This is a genomic window from Amycolatopsis decaplanina DSM 44594, from assembly GCF_000342005.1.
Lineage (GTDB): Bacteria > Actinomycetota > Actinomycetes > Mycobacteriales > Pseudonocardiaceae > Amycolatopsis > Amycolatopsis decaplanina.
The window spans coordinates 66,251-84,140 of sequence record NZ_AOHO01000085.1 but is presented as its reverse complement, the minus strand read 5'-3'; the positions used below and the strand labels follow the sequence as shown (position 1 = coordinate 84,140).

Here is a 17,890-nt window from a genome sequence, read left to right as displayed (position 1 = left end):
AGAAAATCATGAGCCAGGCAACGGATCCCGCCACGCTCGAACAGATCCTCGCGGCCGCCGCCGATGCGGCAGGCACGGCGGCGGCCGCGACCCCAGCCCAGCGCGCCGGATGGCTGAACGCGGCCGCGGACGCCCTCGACGCGGCCGCCGACGAGCTGATCGCGCTGGCCAACCGGGAGACGCATCTCCCGGCCTCGCCGCGCCTGCAGGGAGAGCTGAAGCGCACGACGTTCCAGCTGCGCCTGTTCGGCGAGGTGCTGGCCGACGGCGAGTTCCTCGGCGCCACCGTCGACCACGCGGACGCCGCGTGGCCGATGGGGCCGCGGCCGGACATCCGGCGGCTGCTCACCCCGATCGGACCGGTGCTGGTGTTCGCCGCCAGCAACTTCCCGTTCGCGTTCAGCGTCGCGGGCGGTGACACCGCGTCGGCGCTGGCCGCGGGCTGCCCGGTCGTGCTCAAGGCGCACTCGGGGCACCCGGAGCTGTCCGCCCGCACCGGCGAGGTCCTGCGTGAGGCGCTGGTCAAGGCCGGTGCCCCGGAAGGGATCTTCGCGGTCATCCACGGCCAGCAGAACGGCGTCGCGGCGTTGAAGGACCCGCGGATCCAGGCGGCGTCGTTCACCGGTTCGGTGCCGGGCGGGCGCGCGCTGTTCGACATCGCGACCTCGCGGCCGTCGCCGATCCCGTTCTACGGAGAACTCGGCAGCGTCAACCCGGTCGTGGTCACGCAAGCCGCGATCGACGCTCGCGGTGAGGCGGTCGCCAAGGGCTACGCGGGTTCGTTCACGCTCGGCGCGGGGCAGTTCTGCACCAAGCCGGGGCTGCTGTTCCTTCCCGAGGGCCACGGCCTCGAAGACACGCTGCGCGAGGCCGTCTCGGCGATCCCGGCGCAGCCGATGCTCAACGAGCGCATCGCGGCGGGCTTCGCCGGCGGACTGGCGAAGCTGAGCGAGGTCGCCGGTGTCGAGGTGCTCTCGGAGTCCGGTGGCACGGAAGGGATCTCACACGGCGCGACCCTGCTCGCCACCACCGCCAAGGCATTCCTGGCCGACGCCGACACCGTCCGCGAGGAATGCTTCGGCCCGGCGTCGCTGATCGTCACCTACGCCGACCAGGCCGAGCTGATCAGCCTGCTCGGCGTGATGGAACCAGGGCTCACCGCGACCATCCAGGGTGAGGAGTCCGATGTGGACTGGATCCGCCCGGTCCTCCCGTCGCTGACCCGGGTCGCCGGCCGCCTGCTGTGGAACGACTGGCCGACCGGCGTCACGGTCACCTGGGCACAGGAACACGGTGGTCCCTACCCGGCGACCACCGCGCCGACCAGTACCTCGGTCGGCACCGCCGCGATCGAGCGGTTCCTGCGGCCGATCGCCTGGCAGGGCTTCCCCGACGCGCTGCTGCCGGAACCGCTGCAGGAGAACAACCCGTGGGACCTGCCCCGCAGGATCGACGGGAAACGCTAGAAAACCTCGTGAGTGGTAAGGACGGTTCTAACCGTCCTTACCACTCACGAGCCCTAGACCTTGGGAGGCCCCGTCATGCCCCACTTCGCTGACGTCACCAGACGAACCGCCCTGCGCTCGGGCACGGCGGCGGCCGCTTCGGTGGCGCTCACGTCCGCTCTCGCGAGTCCTTCGTCAGCGCGGCCCGCGCCTCCGGGTCCGTCGGGTACGTCCTCCATCGTCACCGGCTATCGCGAGCTGCAGACCGGCATCAACCGGCCGTCAGCGGAACGCACGGCCGCGCTGGCGAATCTCGACAGGGTCGCGAAGGCCTACCACGACAGCATGACGGTCGGCGACGGTCCATTGTGGAAGGACCTTCCACTCGGCCCCGGCAGCGAGTTCACGACGTCGATGTACGCCCGGCTCCGCGCGATCGCGGTCAACTGGGGTACCCCGGGCGGTGCGCTGGCGGGCGATCCCGCCGTGCTCGGCCGGATCAAGGCGGCGCTGGAACTGCTGTACACCAGCGATCAGTACAGCGAGAAGACCACCGAGATCGGCAACTGGTACACCTACGAGATCGGCATCCCGCTCTACCTGCTGCACATCCTCGCGACGGTCGCGGACGAGCTCACCCAGGACGAACTCGCCAAGTACCTGAGGCCGGTGCTGAAATTCTCCGGCAACCCGAACCTGCGCACCAACAACCCGAGCGTCGTCGAAACCGGCGCCAACCGCGCGGACAAGTCGACGATCTCCATCGTCTCCGGCGCGATGCTCGGGGACGTCGAACGGATCAGACGCGGCGTCGGGGCGTTCACCGACGCCGAAGGCGGGGGAGCGGCGAGCGTCATCGCCAAACTCCACCGCGCGGCGGGCGACGGCTTCCACACCGACGGTTCCTTCCTCCAGCACGATTCGGTGCCGTATCCCGGCCATTACGGCATCATCCTGCTCACCGCCGTCGCGTCCGCCATCCACGTCACCAAGGGCACGGAGTTCGAACTGCCCGCCGAGGTGCGCGACGCGGCGTACGGGCTGGTCTCGGACACGTTCGCGCCGTTCGTCTACGCGGGCGCGCTGATGGAGTCCGTCCGCGGCCGGTTCCTTTCCCGGCAAGGGGAATCCGCGCACGACATCGGGCACCAGCTCACCGGCGCGGTGGTCCTGCTGGCGCGATCGGCGAGCGGGAAGCGCAAGGATGAACTCGGCGGCCTGGCCGCGAAGTGGATCACCGAGGACACTTTCGCGCCGTACCTCAAGATCCCTGACCCCGAGCGGTTCGCGCCGGGACCGGACCTCGTCGGCATCCCCGGCATCGAGTTCGCGCAAGAGTTGCTGGCGACCGAGATCCGGCCGACGCCGACGGTCGCGACGCATCGCGTGTTCGGCCAGCAGGACCGGATGGTGCACATCACCGAAGGCTGGTCGGCCTCGCTCGGCATCGCCTCGACACGGATCGCGCGGTACGAGTCGGTCAACTCGATGAACCTGCACGGCTGGTACACCGGCGACGGTTCGCTGTACCTGTTCCTGCCCAAGGCCAAAGGGCACTTCACCGACGCCTACTGGCCGACGGTCGACCCGCTGCTGCTGCCGGGCACGACCACCAAGACCGGCCCGGCCCCGAAACTGGAGCAGGTGCCGCTGACCAGCAAGGATCACTGCGGTGGAGTCCGCTGGGACGCGCGGCACGGCGCGCACGCCCTCGACTTCATTTCGCAGGACGGCACGCTGACCGCGAAGAAGTCGTGGTTCTTCACGCCGTCGGGTGTGGTGTGCCTCGGTGCCGGGATCACCGACTCCTCCGGCGAGCGGATCCGGACCACGATCGAGAACCGCAACCTCGGTGAGAACGGATCCGGTGTCCTGCTGGCCGATGGTCATCTGGTCGGCGGCTCGGAGTCCCTGCGGCGCAAGCGATGGTTGCACCTCGAGAGGGTCGGTGGCTACGTCCTGCTCGACGACGCCGAGGTGACCGCGCTGCGCGAGGACCGGACGGGGACCTGGCGCGACGTCGACAAGGGCGCCAACACCAAGGGCACCACGGTGCCCTACACCCGGCGCTATCAGAAGCTGGTGATCGAGCACGGGATCAAGCCCTCCAACGCGCGCTACGCCTACGTGGTCCTTCCCACCGCGTCGGTGCTGGAGACGATCGCCTCGGCCTGGGCGTGGCGTGTGCGGTCCAACACCGCGACCGTGCAGGCCGTCCGGCTGTGGGACGCGACCCTGCTGGCGAACTTCTTCGAGGCCGGCTCCGTCGACGAGGTGTCGGTGTCCGGTCCTGCGTCGGTGGCGCTCGGCCGGACGGGGAACGGTTGGCAGCTGGCCGTTTCGGATCCGACGCAGCGGCAGGATGCCCTGCGCGTGACCGTGCGGCGGAAGACCGTCGAGGTGCCGGTGAAGGACACGTTCGGTGCCACACAGATCGTCCGCATTTAGGTGACTGATTGCGGGTCCGGGGCGTCCCGGACGACGTGGTGTCCGAGCACCGGGAATTCTTCGGAAATCTTCGTAAGTGATGTCGAGCGGTGATCGTCGGCTCCGACCCAGGGACGAAGCTAAAGTTGCAGCGACCCTATGGAGGACCTGATGACCACCTCGTTCGAGACCGTGACCTCGGCCGACGGCACCCCGATCGCCTTCGACCGGGCCGGGGAGGGCGCGCCGGTCATCCTGGTCGGTGGCGCGTTCAACGACCGGACGACCCTGGCCGGCCTGGCCGCGACGCTGGCCCCGGACTTCACCGCGATCGCCTACGACCGGCGCGGGCGGGGTGACAGCGGTGCGGGCGCGGTCTATTCGGTGGAGCGCGAGGTCGAGGATCTCGCCGCGTTGGTCGAGCACGTGGGCGGTTCGGCCGCGGTGTTCGGGCATTCGTCGGGTGCGGTGCTGGGGCTGGAGGCGGCCGCCAGAGGCGTCGCCATGACCAGCCTCGCCGTGTACGAGCCGCCGTACGTCGTCGACGACAGCCGTACCAGGCCCGCGGCCGACCTCTTCGACCGCGTCCGGGCCTTGATCGCCGACGGCGACCGCGACGGCGCGGCGGAGCTCTTCCTGGTCGAGGGGACGGCCACACCGGCCGAGGTCGTCAAGGGGATGCGGGACGACCCGTTCTGGGCGTGGTTCACCGGACTCGCCCACACACTGCCCTACGACCTCGCGCTCTGCGGTCCCGGCAACGTGTTGCCCACGGACAGGCTGGCCAAGATCTCGGTACCCACGCTGGTCATGGACGGCGGGGAGAGCGAAGCCTGGATGCGGGCGGGCACCCGCGCGGTCGCGGACACGGTCCCCGGCGCCCGGTACGCCACCGTCGAGGGGCAGGACCACGGCGTCCTCCACCAGCCGGACACCTTGCGCGGTCTGCTCACCGATTTCCTCAAGTGACGATCTTCAGCGGTTCGGCCGGGCTCGCCTGTTCGAGCAGCCCGGCCAGCGCGGTCAACGGTGGGCTGACGTGGCCGGTCCGCCAGACGAGCCCGAGCTGGCTGGTGGCCTCCAGGCCGCGGACCGGGACGTAGCGCAGATCGGTGCGGGTGTGCTGCTCCGTCAGCGGGCGGCACACCAGCATCGCGTGCATTCCGGACGCCGCCAACGCCATTCCCTGCTGGACGGTCGTGATGCCCGCGGTCGAGGGAATCGGCGTGCCCGACGGAGTGGCCGGCGGGGTGCGCGCGGCTTTCCAGTAGCCGGGTCCGTCACCGGCCCGGTGGAGCAGGTCGAGCTTCGCGAGTTCTTCCAGGTCGATCGACTCCCGCTCCGCGATCGGGTGACCGGCTCCGACCATCACGTACTGGTCTTGCGGCGGGAACCGGAAGCCGACCGTGAGCTCGGGTTCGTGGACCGGGAGCTCCGCGATGACAGCGTCGACCTCGCCCTCGAGCACGGCGGTGAACGGTGAGCCGAGCGGGACGTCGTGGGTGTGCACGGCCACGCCGTGCTGATCGTGCAGCGCGCGGAAGGTCGAGGTGACCTCTTCGTAGACCATGCCGGTGAACCCGACCCGCAGTTCTTCGAGGGCGCCGCGCATCGCCCGCTCACGCGCGCGCTCGAAGGTGCGGAGCAGGGCGCGATAGGCGGGGCGGACTTCTTTGACGAACTGTGCGCCGACGCGGGTGAGGCCGACCTTGCGGCTGGTGCGCTCGACCAGCCGCGCGCCGACCCGCGTCTCCAGGGCGGCGATGAGCTGGCTCACGCGCGATTGCGAGTAACCGAGCCGCTCGGCCGTGTGCCCGAAATGCAGTTCCTCCGCCAGCGTGACCAGGCATTCGATCTGCTGCAGATGCGCCTGATGCATGGTGGGAAGCGCGTCGCCCATACTCGGACGATAGCACCGCATCGATTAGCCAGGCTCATCGATCGATGAGGAAGGCGCCGTTGTTCCGGGTGCCGCGCGGTGATGGGCTGGACGGCATGAGTTCTTCTGTGTCCTACCCGGATCCGGTCCGTCAGGAGCGGACTTCCCTGCCGCGATGGGTCGCCGTCGGCGTGCTCACGCTGAGCACGTTCCTGGTGGTGACCTCCGAGATGCTGCCGGTCGGGATGCTCACCCCGATGGCGGACGGCCTGGGCCTCTCCCCAGGGGCGACCGGCCTCAGCCTGACCGTCACCGGCCTGGTTTCGGCGGTCACCGCTCCAGTGGTCCCGCGGCTGCTCGGGAACCTCGATCGGCGCCGGGTGCTGGCCGCGGCCGTGGTGGTGCTGGCCGCCGGCAACGGGCTGACCACGATCGCCGTCGATTTCGGGCTCCTCATGGTCTCGCGGGTCGTTCTCGGTATCGGCATGGGCGCCGTCTGGGGGATGGCCTCGGCTGTGGCCATCCGGCTGGTCGCGCCTCGTGACAGCGCCCTCGCGGTTTCGTTCGTCGTCAGTGGTGTCGCCGCCGCCTCGGTGCTCGGGGTGCCGTTGGGCACGTTCGTGGGAAACGCTTTCGGCTGGCGGGCCGCCTTCTGCGCGCTCACCGTGATCGCGTTGCTCCTCGTCCCCGCTTTGCTGCTGACGCTGCCCACGCTGCGCCGTCCCGTCGTCGTCGCGGAGACCGGCGCCGGACAGCGCCGCTCGTTGTTCCGTCCCGCCGTGGTCACGGGGCTCGCCGTGGTGGTGCTGCTGGTCACCGCGCACTTCGCCGCGTACACCTACGTGCGTCCCGCTCTCGAAGAACTGCCCCGGATGCCGGCGGACGCGATCGCGCTGCTGTTGCTCCTCTACGGCGTTTTCGGACTGATCGGCAACTTCGTGGCCGGGGCCGGTGCCGGGCGCAGGCCACGCCTGACCGTGCTGCTGCTGGCGGCCGGTATCGCCGTCGCGCTCGGGGTTCTGGCGCTCTTCGGTGCCTCGGCGCTCGCCGCCGGGATCGCGATCGCCCTGTGGGGGATGGCCTACGGCGGACTGTCGGTCGGAGCGCAACTGTGGATGACCGCCATCGCACCTGATCGCGTCGAGCACGTCACCGGTCTCTACGTCGGCGTGTTCACCGGTTCGATCGCCCTGGGCGCATTCGCCGGCGGCTTGGTCGTCGAAGGGGCGGGTGTCCTGCCGTTGCTGTGGAGTACGGCGGCGCTCGCCGTGGTCTCCCTGCTGGTGGGGTCCGCGGGCAGGCCCATCGCGGCGTAGTGGTCCCGCGCGGCGCCGGCCTGTCCCAGCCCGGCCAGCGCGCGGGCTTCCTGCAGCCGGTAGCCGATCCGCCTCGCCGTTTCGAGCGCGAGCCGATGCTGCCGGTGGCTCGCCGTCGTCTCGCCGAGCGCGAGGCAGGCGGTGCCCAGGCTGTTGGCCGCCATGGCCAGCAACAGCGGATGGTTGAGCCGGGTGAGGATCGCGCACGCGCGTTCGGCCTGCTCGCGCGCGTCGCCCGGCCGGTGGGCGAGCAGCAGGGCGTCGGAGAGGTCGATCCGGCTCCACGCCTCGCCGAACAGGTAGCCGAGGTCCCGCGACGCGGTGATCGAACGCTCGATGGCCTCGAAGGCCTCGTCGAAGCGGCCGAGCCGGGCGAGGACCAGGCCGAGCTGGGCCGAACTCAGGATCGTGCCGCGGGCGTCCTCGCGCAGCGCCACCGCCCGCCGGGCCGACTCCAGCGCGTCGTCCAGCCTGCCGAGCACCTCCTGCGTGTTGCTGAGGTTGGTCCAGAGCGTGGCGGCGGCGTCGAGGTCGGTGGTCTCGTCCGCGACGGCCAGGCCGTCACGATAGAACCGGATCGCCTCGGGGTAGCGGCCGAGCATGCTGTGCAGCGCGCCCGCTCTGGACAGCGCGATCGCCTCGGCCGCGCGATCGCCGGACGCACGGACGACGTCCAGCCGTTCCAGGGCGCGGTCCATCCCCTCGGTGAGCCGCCCGTTCTCCCAGAACGCCAGGGTGAGGCTCGCCAGGCTCAGCTGGATCGCGTGCGGATCGCCGATCCGCCGGGCGGCGGCGATCCCGGTCCGCGCCACGGCGAGCAGCTCGTCGAGGTGCCCGCTCTCCCGGAGGTGTTCCGTGGTGTCCGCGGCGATCCGCCAGGCGTACTCGTCGAGACCGGCGTCGAGGGCGTGGCGGGTCACCGCGACCAGGTTCGCCCGTTCCGTCCGGTACCAGTCAGGGCCGCCGCCGTCGCGGTAGTGATCGAGCAGCCGGTTCACGGCCGGAGCCGATTCCTCGTCGCGTGCGGCGTTACGGGCGTGCTCGGCGATCAGGTCATGGAACGCATAGCGGCCCAGCGAGGGCTGCCTGAGCAGGTGGGCGTCGAGCAGGTCCTCCAGCAGGCGTTCGGCCTCGCTTTCGCCGGTACCGGCCAGCGCGGCCGCCGCGGGCACACCGATGTCGGTACCGGGATTTCGCCCCAGCAAACGGAACATGCGCTGTTGCGCGGCGTCGAGTTCCCGATAGGACAGTGCGAAGGCCGCGGCGACGTCGCGTCCGGCGACCTTCAGCTCGGCGAGCCTGTCGTGTTCGGAGCCCAGCCGCTCGGCCAAGGTCTCCACGGTCCACTGTGGACGATTCTGCAGCCGGGCGGCGGCGATCCGGATCGCCAACGGCAGATTCCCGCACAACGCGGCCACGCCCGAGTCCGGTCGCCCGGACGCCGCCGCGAACAGGGCGCCCGCCTGTTCGTCCGGCAGGACTTCGAGACTGATCGACGCGGCACCGTCGACGGCGGCCAGGCGGCGCCTCCCGGTGACCACGAGGGCGACCGTGGCCGAACCCGGCAACAGCGGCCGTAGCTGTTCGGCGCTCGCGGCGTTGTCGAGGACCACGAGCAGCGACCGGCCCGCCGTTCTGGCCCGCCACAGTTCGGCCCGCCGGTCCACGCCGCCGGGGAGCCGGGAAGCCGGGACGTCCAGCTGCCCGAGCAGGGCTTCGAGTGCGGCCTCCGGCGGGAGTGGTTCACGGGCGGGGGAATGGCCGTGCAGATCCACGAACAGTTGCCCGTCGGGGAAGTCGGCGGCGAGCCGGTGCGCGGCGTGGACGGCGAGCGAGGTCTTGCCGACACCGGCCATACCGTCGACGGTCACCGGGCGGCCGAGGTGGACGGCGTCGAGCAGGCGGCCGATCTCGGCCTCCCTGCCGGTGAAATCCGGTACGTCGTAAGGGAGGAAGCAGCGGGTCTTGCCGTATTCCGGCTCGTCGCGGAGGATTCGCTCGTAGAGTTCGCGCAGCTTCGGTCCGGGATCGATTCCGAGTTCCTCCACCAGCCGCGTGCGCGCCTGCCGGTAGACGTTCAGCGCGTCGGCCTGCCTGCCCTGCTGATGCAGCGCGCGCATGAGCAGCCCGGCGAACGGCTCCCGGAGCGGGTGTTCGGCGACCAGCGCCGTCAGCTCCGCGACAGAGTCTTCACCGGCGGAGATCTCTTCGTCGAGGCAACGCTCCACAACGGACAGACGGCGCTCGTCGAGTTCTTCGGCCTCGCCGCGCAGCGCCATACTGTCCACACCGGACAGAGCCGGTCCGTGCCAGCACCTGAGTGCTTCGCGGAACTCGCCACGCGAGACGTGCTCCTCGAACGAGCGCAGGTCGAAGGTGTGCGGGCGCAGGACGAAGCCGGGTCCTTCGGCGGTCAGGACGTCTTCCGCGGCGCCCTCTGCGACGAGAGTGCGCTTCAGGGCGGTGGTGAGATTGCGGATCTGGCGGACGGCCGTGGCGGGCGGATCCTCGTCCCAAACGACGTCCACCAGCCGTGAGACCGAGACGACGCGATCGGCGCCGAGCAGGAGCGCGGCCAGGATGCGCTCTTGCCGCGAGCCCGCCAGCTTCAGCGGCCGCGCGCCACTCCGGCACTGCACCGGCCCCAGTATCCGGAACTCCATCGCACCCCCTCCCGCGAGGTTAACCGGCCCCGCGTCCGCGCCGGTGCGGAAGTGATGCAGCTGTGATGCGCCGTCCGGCGAATCTGCTGGTGGAAGAAGTACAGGATGTGATGAGGAGAACCCCATGCGCAAGCGTTATCACGCGGCCTTGGCCGGACTGGTCGTGGCGGCGGCGGGGATCGGCGTACCGGCCGCGGCGGCGGCCAGTGATCAGCAGGCCGAGAACGAACGGCAAGCCTGTCAGCGCGCGTTCGACCGCGCCGTCTGGGAGGACATGGACAGCTACAACAAACGCGACGAGGCCCGCTACCGGGCGATCATCCACCAGAACATGGTGACCGTCGGGCGCAAAGGACAGCTGTTCATCGGCTACGAGGCCAACGTGGAGCCGGTGGTCGACGTGCAGTTCAAGCTTCCGTACGAGTACAGCATGCCGTGGACGGTGACCCACACCGTCGTCGAGGACTGCAAGATGGGCTTCGCGATCCTCGACGCCTACTACAAGGCGCCGTCGCAGAACATCGACCGGCACTACACGATCAGCCTGACGCTGGTGCGCGAGCACGGCAAGTGGCAGGTCATCAAGGACACCGTGACCGACGTGCTGCCCTGAGTGACTCGTGAGTGGTAAGGACGGTTCTAACCGTCCTTACCACTCACGAGGCGTGCCCCTACGGCTTCCGGCCCACCCCGGCATACGGGAGTGAGTTGATCTCGGGGTCTTCGGACATGTCACCGGCGCCCTGGGGATTCCACATCGCACAGCCGACGACGCCGGGTTCGATGACGTCGAATCCCTCGAAGAACGAAAGCACCTGGTCGTGGGTCCGGGGGATGGGGTCGTTCTGGGTGCTCTTGTACGCCTCGATGGCCTCGTCGAGGCCGCTCGAGTTCGCGTCGGCGGCGACGTGCGAGATGGCGAGGAAGCTGCCGGGGGCGATCCGCTCCCGGTAGCGGGCCAGTACCGCGTGCGGCTCCCACGAGTCCGGCACGAAATGCAGCAGCAACAACATGAACAGGCCGACCGGCTGGTCGAGGTCCAGCAGTTCCCTCGTTTCGGGCGCGTCGAGGATGTCGTCGACGTCGCGGAGGTCGGCCTGGATCGCCGCGCATCGGTCGTTGCCGCGCAACAGCAGTTTCGCGTGTGCCATGGCGACCGATTCGCGGTCGACGTAGACCACCCGGCAGGACGGGTCGATCCGCTGGACGATCTCGTGGAGGTTGCCGACGGTCGGGATACCGGAGCCGATGTCGAGGAACTGCCGCACACCCGCTTCCACCATGTGCTGCGCGGCACGCCGCAGGAAGGCCCGGTTGAGCCGGGCCGCGTCGCGGATGCCCGGCATGATCTTCAGGATCTGTTCGCCCAGTTCACGGTCGGCCTGGAAGTTGTGATCGCCGTTGAGCCAGTAGTCGTAGACCCGGGCGGGATTCGGCACGGTCGTGTCGACCTCGGGGGGCACCCAGCTCAGGTTCGAAGTCACCGTCGTCGCCGCCGTTCGATTGGGATCCGATGGGGCACAGGAGTCTAGCGGGCTCACGGGGCCGGGCTGCCATCGTCCGATCGTGTGGATGTGCGGCGGCGGAACCCCGTCCGCGGCCTCGTGGTCCTAAAGTTGCCGGGTTCAGCGTCCAGGCACCGGGAGACGAGCACGATGGCACCACCTCCGGACGTCGCTGTCGCACCAGGCCGGTGGCCGGTGCTGGGGCATACCGTGCCGATGCTCCGTGATCCGCTGAAACTGTTGTCCTCACTGCGATCGCACGGCGACGTCGTGCGACTCGACTTCGGCCCGATGCCGGTCTACCTGGTCACCACGCCGGAACTGGCCTGGCGGCTGCTCGCGGTCGACGCGGGGAAGTTCGACAAAGGCATCGTGTTCGACAAGATGCGGCCGTTGTTCGGCGACGGGCTCGCGACCTCCAACGGCGCCTTCAACCAGCGGCAACGCCGGATGATGCTGCCCGCCTTCCAGCGAAGCCGTATCGCGCTCTATGCCGAGACGACGATGACGAAGCTCGCTGCTGACCTCGCCGACTCGTGGAAACCGGGCGAGGTGGTCGAATTCGACCGGCGCATGCAGGATCTCGCGCTGACCATCTCCGGGCGCACGCTGTTCTCCACCGAACTCGGTGACGACGCGCTCACCGAGATCCAGCGGTCGATCCCGATCATGTTGAAGTACGTCATGGTCCGGGCCTTCTCGCCGAAGTTCGTGGAACGCCTGCCGATCCCGGCGAACCGTGAGTTCGACGCGGCGGCCGCGCGGCTGCGGCGGGTCATCGGCGACGCCGTCGTCGAGGCGCGCGGGAAGGGCGGCGATCAGGGCGATCTGCTGTCGATGTTGTTGCTGGCCAAGGACGACGAGACCGGCGAGAAGATGACCGACCGTCAGGTGGAGGACGAGGTCATCACGATCCTCACCACCGGCGCCGAGACCACGGCCGTCGCGCTCGCGTGGTTCTTCCACGAGATCGGGGCGCGGCCGGACATCGAGCGCCGCTTCCACGCCGAGGTCGACGAGGTGCTGGCCGGCGGGCCCGCGCGGTTCGAACACCTGCCGCGCCTGGTGTACACGCAGCGGATCATCAACGAGGTCGTCCGCCGGACCCCGCCGGTGATCCTGATGCGGCGGGCGCGGGAGGACGTCGAACTAGGCGGTGTGCGCATCCCCGCCGGTACCGAGGTCGCGGTCAGCCAGCACACGCTGCATCGCGATCCGCGCTGGTTCCCCGATCCCGAACGGTTCGATCCGGATCGCTGGGAGCCCGAGCGCGCCGCCGAGGTGCCGAAGGGCGCGTTCATCCCGTTCGGCGCCGGCGCCCGGCTGTGCCCCGGCCATCAGTTCGCTCCCACGGAGATCGCGTTGGTGGCGGCGACGATCAGCGCTCGGTGGCGGCTGGAACCGGTACCGGGGGTGAAGGTCTTTCCCAAGATCAAAGCGACGATGCAGCCGAACCGGTTGCCGATGATCGCGCGGCCGAGGACAACGGGCTGACGGTGAGCGTTCGATCACCAGGTGTAGGGTTCATGCTCTTTCCGAGCGTCCCGATTCCGGAGAGGGTTCTGTGAGAATGCCGCTCAAACTGGCGACGGCGGTGGCCGCCTGCTGCGTGCTCCTCGGTGGTTTCCTGGTCGCGGCCCCGGCCGAAGCCGTCGACATCCGCTGTTCCGATCTGGATCTGCCGGTCACCGGCCCGCTCGGCGAACCCGCCACGGTGCACGGCCGGTTCTGCCTGCCCGACGGCCCGGCGCCCAAGGCGGTTCAGCTGCTGGTGCACGGCGGCACCTACAACAGCGCCTACTGGGACCTGCCCTACGACCCGGATCGCTATTCGTACCAGCGGGACATGGCCAAGCACGGCTATGCGACCTTCGCCGCGGACCAGCTCGGTTCGGGCGGGAGCAGCAAACCGCTCAGTCTTCCGCTCCTGCTGCCGGCGCTGGCGCGATCGATGCACGAGGTGATCGGTCATCTGCGCGCGGGCCGGGTCGGTGGTACGCCGTTCGAGAAGGTCGTGATCGTCGGGCATTCGGTCGGTTCGGGCATCGTGGCGGCCGAGGCCTCGACGTACCAGGACGTGGACGGCGTGATCCTCACCGGTATCACGCATCTGCCGTCGGTCCCCGCGCTGACCTTCGGGGTGCTTTTCGGCCTGCAGCCCGCGTTCACCGACGGTCAACTCGGTTCGCTCGGCAGCGATCCGCTTTATTTCACGACGAAACCGGGAGCGCGTGCCGGACTGTTCTACGCGACGGAAAATGCCGACCCGCGGGTGATCGAAGCCGACGAGGCGACCAAGGATCAGGTTTCGGTCCCGGGAATGGGAACGGTCGCCGTGTTCGGCATCGTACTGCCCGCGACGAAAGCGATCCGGGTACCGGTTCTCCAGGCGGTGGGGGAGAAGGACATCCTGTTCTGCGGCCTTTTCGCGCTTCGGGACTGTTCGAGCGGCGAGACGCTACGTCCGGCGGAAGCGCCGTTCTACCGGCCCGAGGCCGAGCTTTCCACGTATGTTCTGCCCGGTGCCGGACATTCGCTGGCGCTGCACCGCAACGCGTCCCAGTATCGGGACGCCACCCGCGTTTGGCTGAGGGACAAGGTCGGTGTTGCAGCACCGTAAGATGATCACCCGACTGGGTGACCGTTTAACCGTGAGTACGGCTACAGAATCGTGGAGGATGTCTCCACCACGGAAGACGACAACGACCCCAGGATCGGCGGACGTGACTGTCCCACTTCCGTCCGGCGATGAGTTCTCCGTATCGCCGGACGCCACGAAGAGAACTTCATTCTCCGCATCGCCGAAGCGGAAGAGCGCCGCGCCGACCCGCGCCACGTTGGCCCGCAAGTGGGCCTACCTGGTCACGAGCACGGCGTATCTTCCGTATACCCACGCCCAGGTCGAAGAGCATTTCGCCGCCCTGCTCGACGAGGTCTTCGCGGCGGTGCTGAGTGAGGACGCCGAGCCCGCGCAGGCCACCGAAGCCGGCGCGCGGCTCGTCGCGCTCAGGTGCGTCGGGCCGGAGAGCCTGCGTCGCACGATGGACGTACTCGGTAAGGGGCTCTTGCACGAACCGGAGTTGCGGAGCGTGAAGTCGCTCCCCGAACGGGTGTTGCAGGTGATCGGCGCGCTCGCTTCCGGCTACGGCGAGGCGTTGCGCGAGAGCATCCAGACACAGCAGGAGGATCTGAGCCGCACACTGGTCACGCTCGAACGCGAGACCCGGCGTGAACTGGTGCTGACGCAGGCGCGCTTCGATCAGCTGTTCACCGGTTCGGCGACCGGGGTGGCCGTCACCAGGGTCGACGGTCGCGTCCAGCGGGTGAACCCGGCGTTCGCCGAAATGCTGAACCGGCCCGTCGCGGACCTGATCGGGCTCAATCTCTACGAGCTCGTGCACCCGGACGACGCCGACGGCCTGCGCGAGGGGTACCGGAAGCTGCTCGATGGCACGAGCCAGCGGCTCGCGCTGTCGCGAAGACTCGTGACCGAGGACGAGGAACCGACGTGGGCCGGGTTCACCGGCGCCGTCATCCGCGACCCGGCAGGCGAAGCCCGGCAGTTGATCACCCTGGTCGACGGGGACACCGACATCTCGTTGCTCCAGCGGCAGCTGAACCGTCAGTCCCTGCACGATCCGCTGACCGGCCTGCCGAACCGGCAGTGCTTCGGCACCCGCCTGGAACGGGCGCTGGGGCACGCCGACCCGTCCTTCGGTGTCACGGTCTACCACCTCGACCTCGACAACTTCTCCCTGATCGCGGGTGGGCTCGGCCAGAAACAGAGCGATGACCTGCTGAAGAACGTCGCCGGGAAGCTGCGGGCCGTCGTCGGCGGCGAGGACGCGCTCGTCGCCAGGATCGGCGGCGACGAATTCGGCATCCTCATCCAGAACACCGCGGGCAGCCCGGACGTCGCCACCGTCATCGGCATGATCAACCAGGAGCTGTCCGAACCGGTCTACCTCGAAGGCGGCAGAGGGGTCGCGGTTTCGGCCTGTGTCGGGGTCGTGCACCGGCCGCCGAAGGACATCGAGCCGAACGAACTGCTGCGCGTCTCCGGCATGACGCTGCGCCGGGCGCAGGCCAATGGCTACCGGCAGTGGGCGCTGTCCGACTCCGTCCTCGACACCAGGGAGCGGCACGAGTTCGGCCTGGCCGTCTCCATGGCGGGCGCCTGGGAGACCGGTGAGGTCGAGGTCAGGTTCCGGCCGCTGACGTGGCTGGCGGACAGCAGGCCGGCGGGCATCGAGGCGAGGCTCGTCTGGAACCATTCGCGCCACGGCCGGATCGGTCACGACACCTGCGTCCGCTTCGCCGACGAGACCGGCCTGATCGTGCCGCTCGGTGAATGGCTCATCCGCACCGCGTGCGAGGAGTCGGACGACAGGCTCCCGATGGTCGTGGGACTGACCCCGCATCAGGCAGCGGATCCCGATCTCGTCGGGTCGGTGCGGAACGTGCTGACCGCGACCGGTCTCGGGCCGTCACGGCTGCGGCTCGGCTTCCCCGCCGGCGCCGTCCACGCCGATCTCGGCGAGACCGTCGACAACCTGCACCTTCTCGCCGAGATCGGCGTGGACGCGGAACTGCAGGACTTCGGTGCGGCCGGTGATGTCGTCTGTCTGGCCGACGTGCCCGTGCGGACGGTCCGGATCGCGCCCCGGCTGGCGGAGCGGCGGACGGAACCACTGGCGGAACGTTCGCTGCGGAATCTCATCGAGACCGCGACCATGGCGGGCGCGACGGTGATCGCGGACGGGATCGACTCGACCGGAGACGCCGGATGGTGGCGGTCCGCCGGTGCCCATATCGGTGCCGGAAGGTATTTCGGTTAGGCCATTCGGCCGATCTCGCGTGCTTAGAGCCGTAACTCGCGTGCTCGGAGACGGAACTCACGAGTTCCGCCTCCGAGCACGCGAGATCGTCGTTCAAGCACGCGAGTCACGGGTTCGGTTAGGCCATTCGCCGCATCGAAAGGCGCTAAGTTACCCGAGGGTTGACGTTCGCGGGCGGATTGGGCAACATCCCAGGTCCTCACCCCGCACCTCGGAGGCATGCACATGCAGGTAGGCCCGGGGCGTGGCGGGCGTTTCAACGCGCCCGTCGTCGTCTTGAGCCTGTTGCTGGTGATCGCGCTCGGTGCCTGGTGGGGCGTGGACTATCTCCGGGCCCGGTTGGCGGGCAACGGTTGTGACGCGCTGACGCCGGTCCGGATCACCGCCGCGCCCGACGTGGCGCCGGTGCTCACACGGCTCGCGAAGACCGTGCCGCAGGAAGAATGTTTCAGTGTCACCGTGACCGCGAGCGAGTCGGCCACAACCGCCGACCTGCTCGGGACCACCGCCTCCGGCGGGCCCGACGTCTGGGTTCCCGAGTCGAGCACGATGCTGTCGCAGGCGAGGGACGCCGGCGCGTGGAACCTGCCTGAATCCGGTCAGTCGGTGGCGAATTCCCCGGTGGTGCTGGGACTTCCCGACGAAACCGCGCGGCGGTTCGGCTGGCCGGGGAAAGCTCCCTCCTGGCAAGAGATCCTCGGCGATTCCCCGGTCGGGATACCGGACCCGGCACGCGATCCACTCGGCATCGGCACACTGCTCGTCCTGCGGAAGCTGACCGAGAAGGAGCCCGATCCGGCCGCGGCCTTCACCGCCGCCATGCGCAAGCTGAACCCGGCACCCGGACAGTCCCCGGCCGCCTTTCCGGCGACCGAGCAGTCCGTACTCGCGCGGAATCTGGTGGCGGCCTACCCCGGTGTCCCGGTGCAAGGATTCGACTACCCGTATGTCGTGCTGCCCAAAGCGTCCGAAGCGTCGAGGAGCGCGGCGGAACGCTTTCTGCGCCTGCTGCTGGATCCGCTCGCCGGCACCATCTTCGCCGACGAGGGATTCCGCGCCCCCACCGGTCAGTTCGCGGTGCCGCGGGCGCGGGACAGCCGGACCGATCCGGCGCCACATCCGCCTGGCGCCCCGCCGGTGACGGACCTGTACGCCGCGCTGCAGGCCTGGGCGGGGACGAATCTGAGCGCCCGGGTCCAGGTGCTGCTCGACGTCTCCGGTTCGATGGCCGCCGCCGTGCCGGGGACCGGGAAGAGCCGGATGGAACTCACCCTGCAGGCCGCGACGCAGGGGCTCGGACTGTTCAAACCCACCACGGAACTGGGATTGTGGCTGTTCTCGACCAAATTGGACGGTGAGAAGGACCATCGTGTCCTGCTGCCGATGAGGACGATCGCCGAACAGATGGCCTCGGGCGGTGTCGAACGACTGCAAGCCGTGCGACCGAAGGCGGGCGGGGCGACCGGGCTCTATGATTCGATCCTCGCCGCGTACCAGAACGCCAGGCAGAACTGGAAACCCGGCCGGATCAACCTGGTCGTCGTCCTCACCGACGGGCGAAACGAGGACAGTGAGACGATCGGGCTGCCGCGGTTGCTGGAGGAACTCGGCGAACTCCAGGATCCGCGGAAACCGTTGCCCGTCATCGGGATCGGCATCGGTCCGGATATCGACGCGGCCGAACTGCGGCAGGTTTCCACGGCCACCGGCGGGGATTCGTTCACCACCCCCGACCCGAGGAAGATCTCGGACGTCTTCTACCAGGCGCTGAGCAAGATCATGTGCCAGCCGCCGACCTGCAAGAATTGAGGAGACCC

General features: G+C 69.2%; 11 protein-coding genes and 1 pseudogene. 9 read left to right on the top strand and 3 right to left on the bottom strand.

The features are described from left to right. Positions 1-8: 8 nt before the first annotated feature. The 3 genes from H074_RS38420 to H074_RS38410 all read left to right on the top strand — a co-directional run bounded on the left by H074_RS38420 (position 9) and on the right by H074_RS38410 (position 4,841). Positions 9-1,466: an aldehyde dehydrogenase (NADP(+)) gene (locus H074_RS38420; RefSeq protein ID WP_007035503.1), complete on the top strand. Its 1,458-nt coding sequence runs from the start codon at positions 9-11 to the stop codon at positions 1,464-1,466. Positions 1,467-1,541: 75 nt separating this feature from the next. After that, positions 1,542-3,893: a polysaccharide lyase 8 family protein gene (locus H074_RS38415; RefSeq protein WP_007035502.1), complete on the top strand. Its 2,352-nt coding sequence runs from the start codon at positions 1,542-1,544 to the stop codon at positions 3,891-3,893. A gap of 138 nt (positions 3,894-4,031) precedes the next feature. Continuing rightward, positions 4,032-4,841 (top strand): alpha/beta fold hydrolase, encoded by an 810-nt coding sequence (locus H074_RS38410; RefSeq protein WP_007035501.1) that lies wholly within the window; start codon positions 4,032-4,034, stop codon positions 4,839-4,841. Here H074_RS38410 and H074_RS38405 read toward each other — a convergent pair. Further along, on the bottom strand, positions 4,834-5,772 hold the full coding sequence (locus H074_RS38405) for a LysR family transcriptional regulator (protein ID WP_007035500.1): 939 nt from the start codon (positions 5,770-5,772) through the stop codon (positions 4,834-4,836). The two genes, H074_RS38410 and H074_RS38405, sit on opposite strands and share 8 nt — an antisense overlap. 44 nt (positions 5,773-5,816) lie before the next feature. Between H074_RS38405 and H074_RS39900 the strand changes: the two are divergent. Continuing rightward, positions 5,817-6,890: pseudogene (locus tag H074_RS39900) on the top strand (MFS transporter); the annotation flags it as partial. A gap of 20 nt (positions 6,891-6,910) precedes the next feature. On the opposite strand, the gene H074_RS38395 reads toward H074_RS39900, so the two are convergent. Beyond that, a complete protein-coding gene (locus H074_RS38395; RefSeq protein WP_007035498.1) occupies positions 6,911-9,730 on the bottom strand; it encodes an AfsR/SARP family transcriptional regulator in 2,820 nt (939 codons plus the stop codon). A 124-nt stretch (positions 9,731-9,854) separates the two neighbouring features. On the opposite strand from H074_RS38395, the gene H074_RS38390 reads away from it, so the two are divergent. After that, the gene (locus tag H074_RS38390) at positions 9,855-10,343 is read left to right on the top strand and encodes a hypothetical protein (RefSeq protein ID WP_007035497.1); all 489 of its coding nucleotides are present in this window, start codon (positions 9,855-9,857) and stop codon (positions 10,341-10,343) included. A 58-nt stretch (positions 10,344-10,401) separates the two neighbouring features. Here the strand turns inward: H074_RS38390 and H074_RS38385 are convergent, their stop codons facing one another. Continuing rightward, positions 10,402-11,214, bottom strand: coding sequence for an SAM-dependent methyltransferase (locus H074_RS38385; protein WP_007035496.1), 813 nt, complete (start codon positions 11,212-11,214; stop codon positions 10,402-10,404). 171 nt (positions 11,215-11,385) lie between these two features. Here H074_RS38385 and H074_RS38380 point away from each other — a divergent pair, with 171 nt between their 5' ends. The 4 genes from H074_RS38380 (at position 11,386) to H074_RS38365 (ending at position 17,882) form a co-directional block, all read left to right on the top strand. Beyond that, positions 11,386-12,729: a cytochrome P450 gene (locus H074_RS38380; protein ID WP_039924576.1), complete on the top strand. Its 1,344-nt coding sequence runs from the start codon at positions 11,386-11,388 to the stop codon at positions 12,727-12,729. Between the two features lie 76 nt (positions 12,730-12,805). Then, positions 12,806-13,855, top strand: a complete 1,050-nt coding sequence (locus tag H074_RS38375) for an alpha/beta hydrolase (RefSeq protein WP_007035494.1) — start codon at positions 12,806-12,808, stop codon at positions 13,853-13,855. A gap of 103 nt (positions 13,856-13,958) precedes the next feature. After that, positions 13,959-16,073, top strand: coding sequence for an EAL domain-containing protein (locus H074_RS38370; protein ID WP_007035493.1), 2,115 nt, complete (start codon positions 13,959-13,961; stop codon positions 16,071-16,073). A gap of 225 nt (positions 16,074-16,298) precedes the next feature. After that, positions 16,299-17,882 (top strand): substrate-binding and VWA domain-containing protein, encoded by a 1,584-nt coding sequence (locus tag H074_RS38365; RefSeq protein ID WP_007035492.1) that lies wholly within the window; start codon positions 16,299-16,301, stop codon positions 17,880-17,882. The last annotated feature ends 8 nt before the right edge of the window (positions 17,883-17,890 follow it).

Coding starts and splice junctions, on each gene's coding strand:
- H074_RS38415 (WP_007035502.1), top strand. CDS start 1,542: ATGCCCCACTTCGCTGACGTCACCAGACGAACCGCCCTGCGCTCGGGC.
- H074_RS38410 (WP_007035501.1), top strand. CDS start 4,032: ATGGAGGACCTGATGACCACCTCGTTCGAGACCGTGACCTCGGCCGAC.
- H074_RS38390 (WP_007035497.1), top strand. CDS start 9,855: ATGCGCAAGCGTTATCACGCGGCCTTGGCCGGACTGGTCGTGGCGGCG.
- H074_RS38380 (WP_039924576.1), top strand. CDS start 11,386: ATGGCACCACCTCCGGACGTCGCTGTCGCACCAGGCCGGTGGCCGGTG.
- H074_RS38375 (WP_007035494.1), top strand. CDS start 12,806: ATGCCGCTCAAACTGGCGACGGCGGTGGCCGCCTGCTGCGTGCTCCTC.
- H074_RS38395 (WP_007035498.1), bottom strand. CDS start 9,730: ATGGAGTTCCGGATACTGGGGCCGGTGCAGTGCCGGAGTGGCGCGCGG.
- H074_RS38420 (WP_007035503.1), top strand. CDS start 9: ATGAGCCAGGCAACGGATCCCGCCACGCTCGAACAGATCCTCGCGGCC.
- H074_RS38365 (WP_007035492.1), top strand. CDS start 16,299: ATGCAGGTAGGCCCGGGGCGTGGCGGGCGTTTCAACGCGCCCGTCGTC.
- H074_RS38405 (WP_007035500.1), bottom strand. CDS start 5,772: ATGGGCGACGCGCTTCCCACCATGCATCAGGCGCATCTGCAGCAGATC.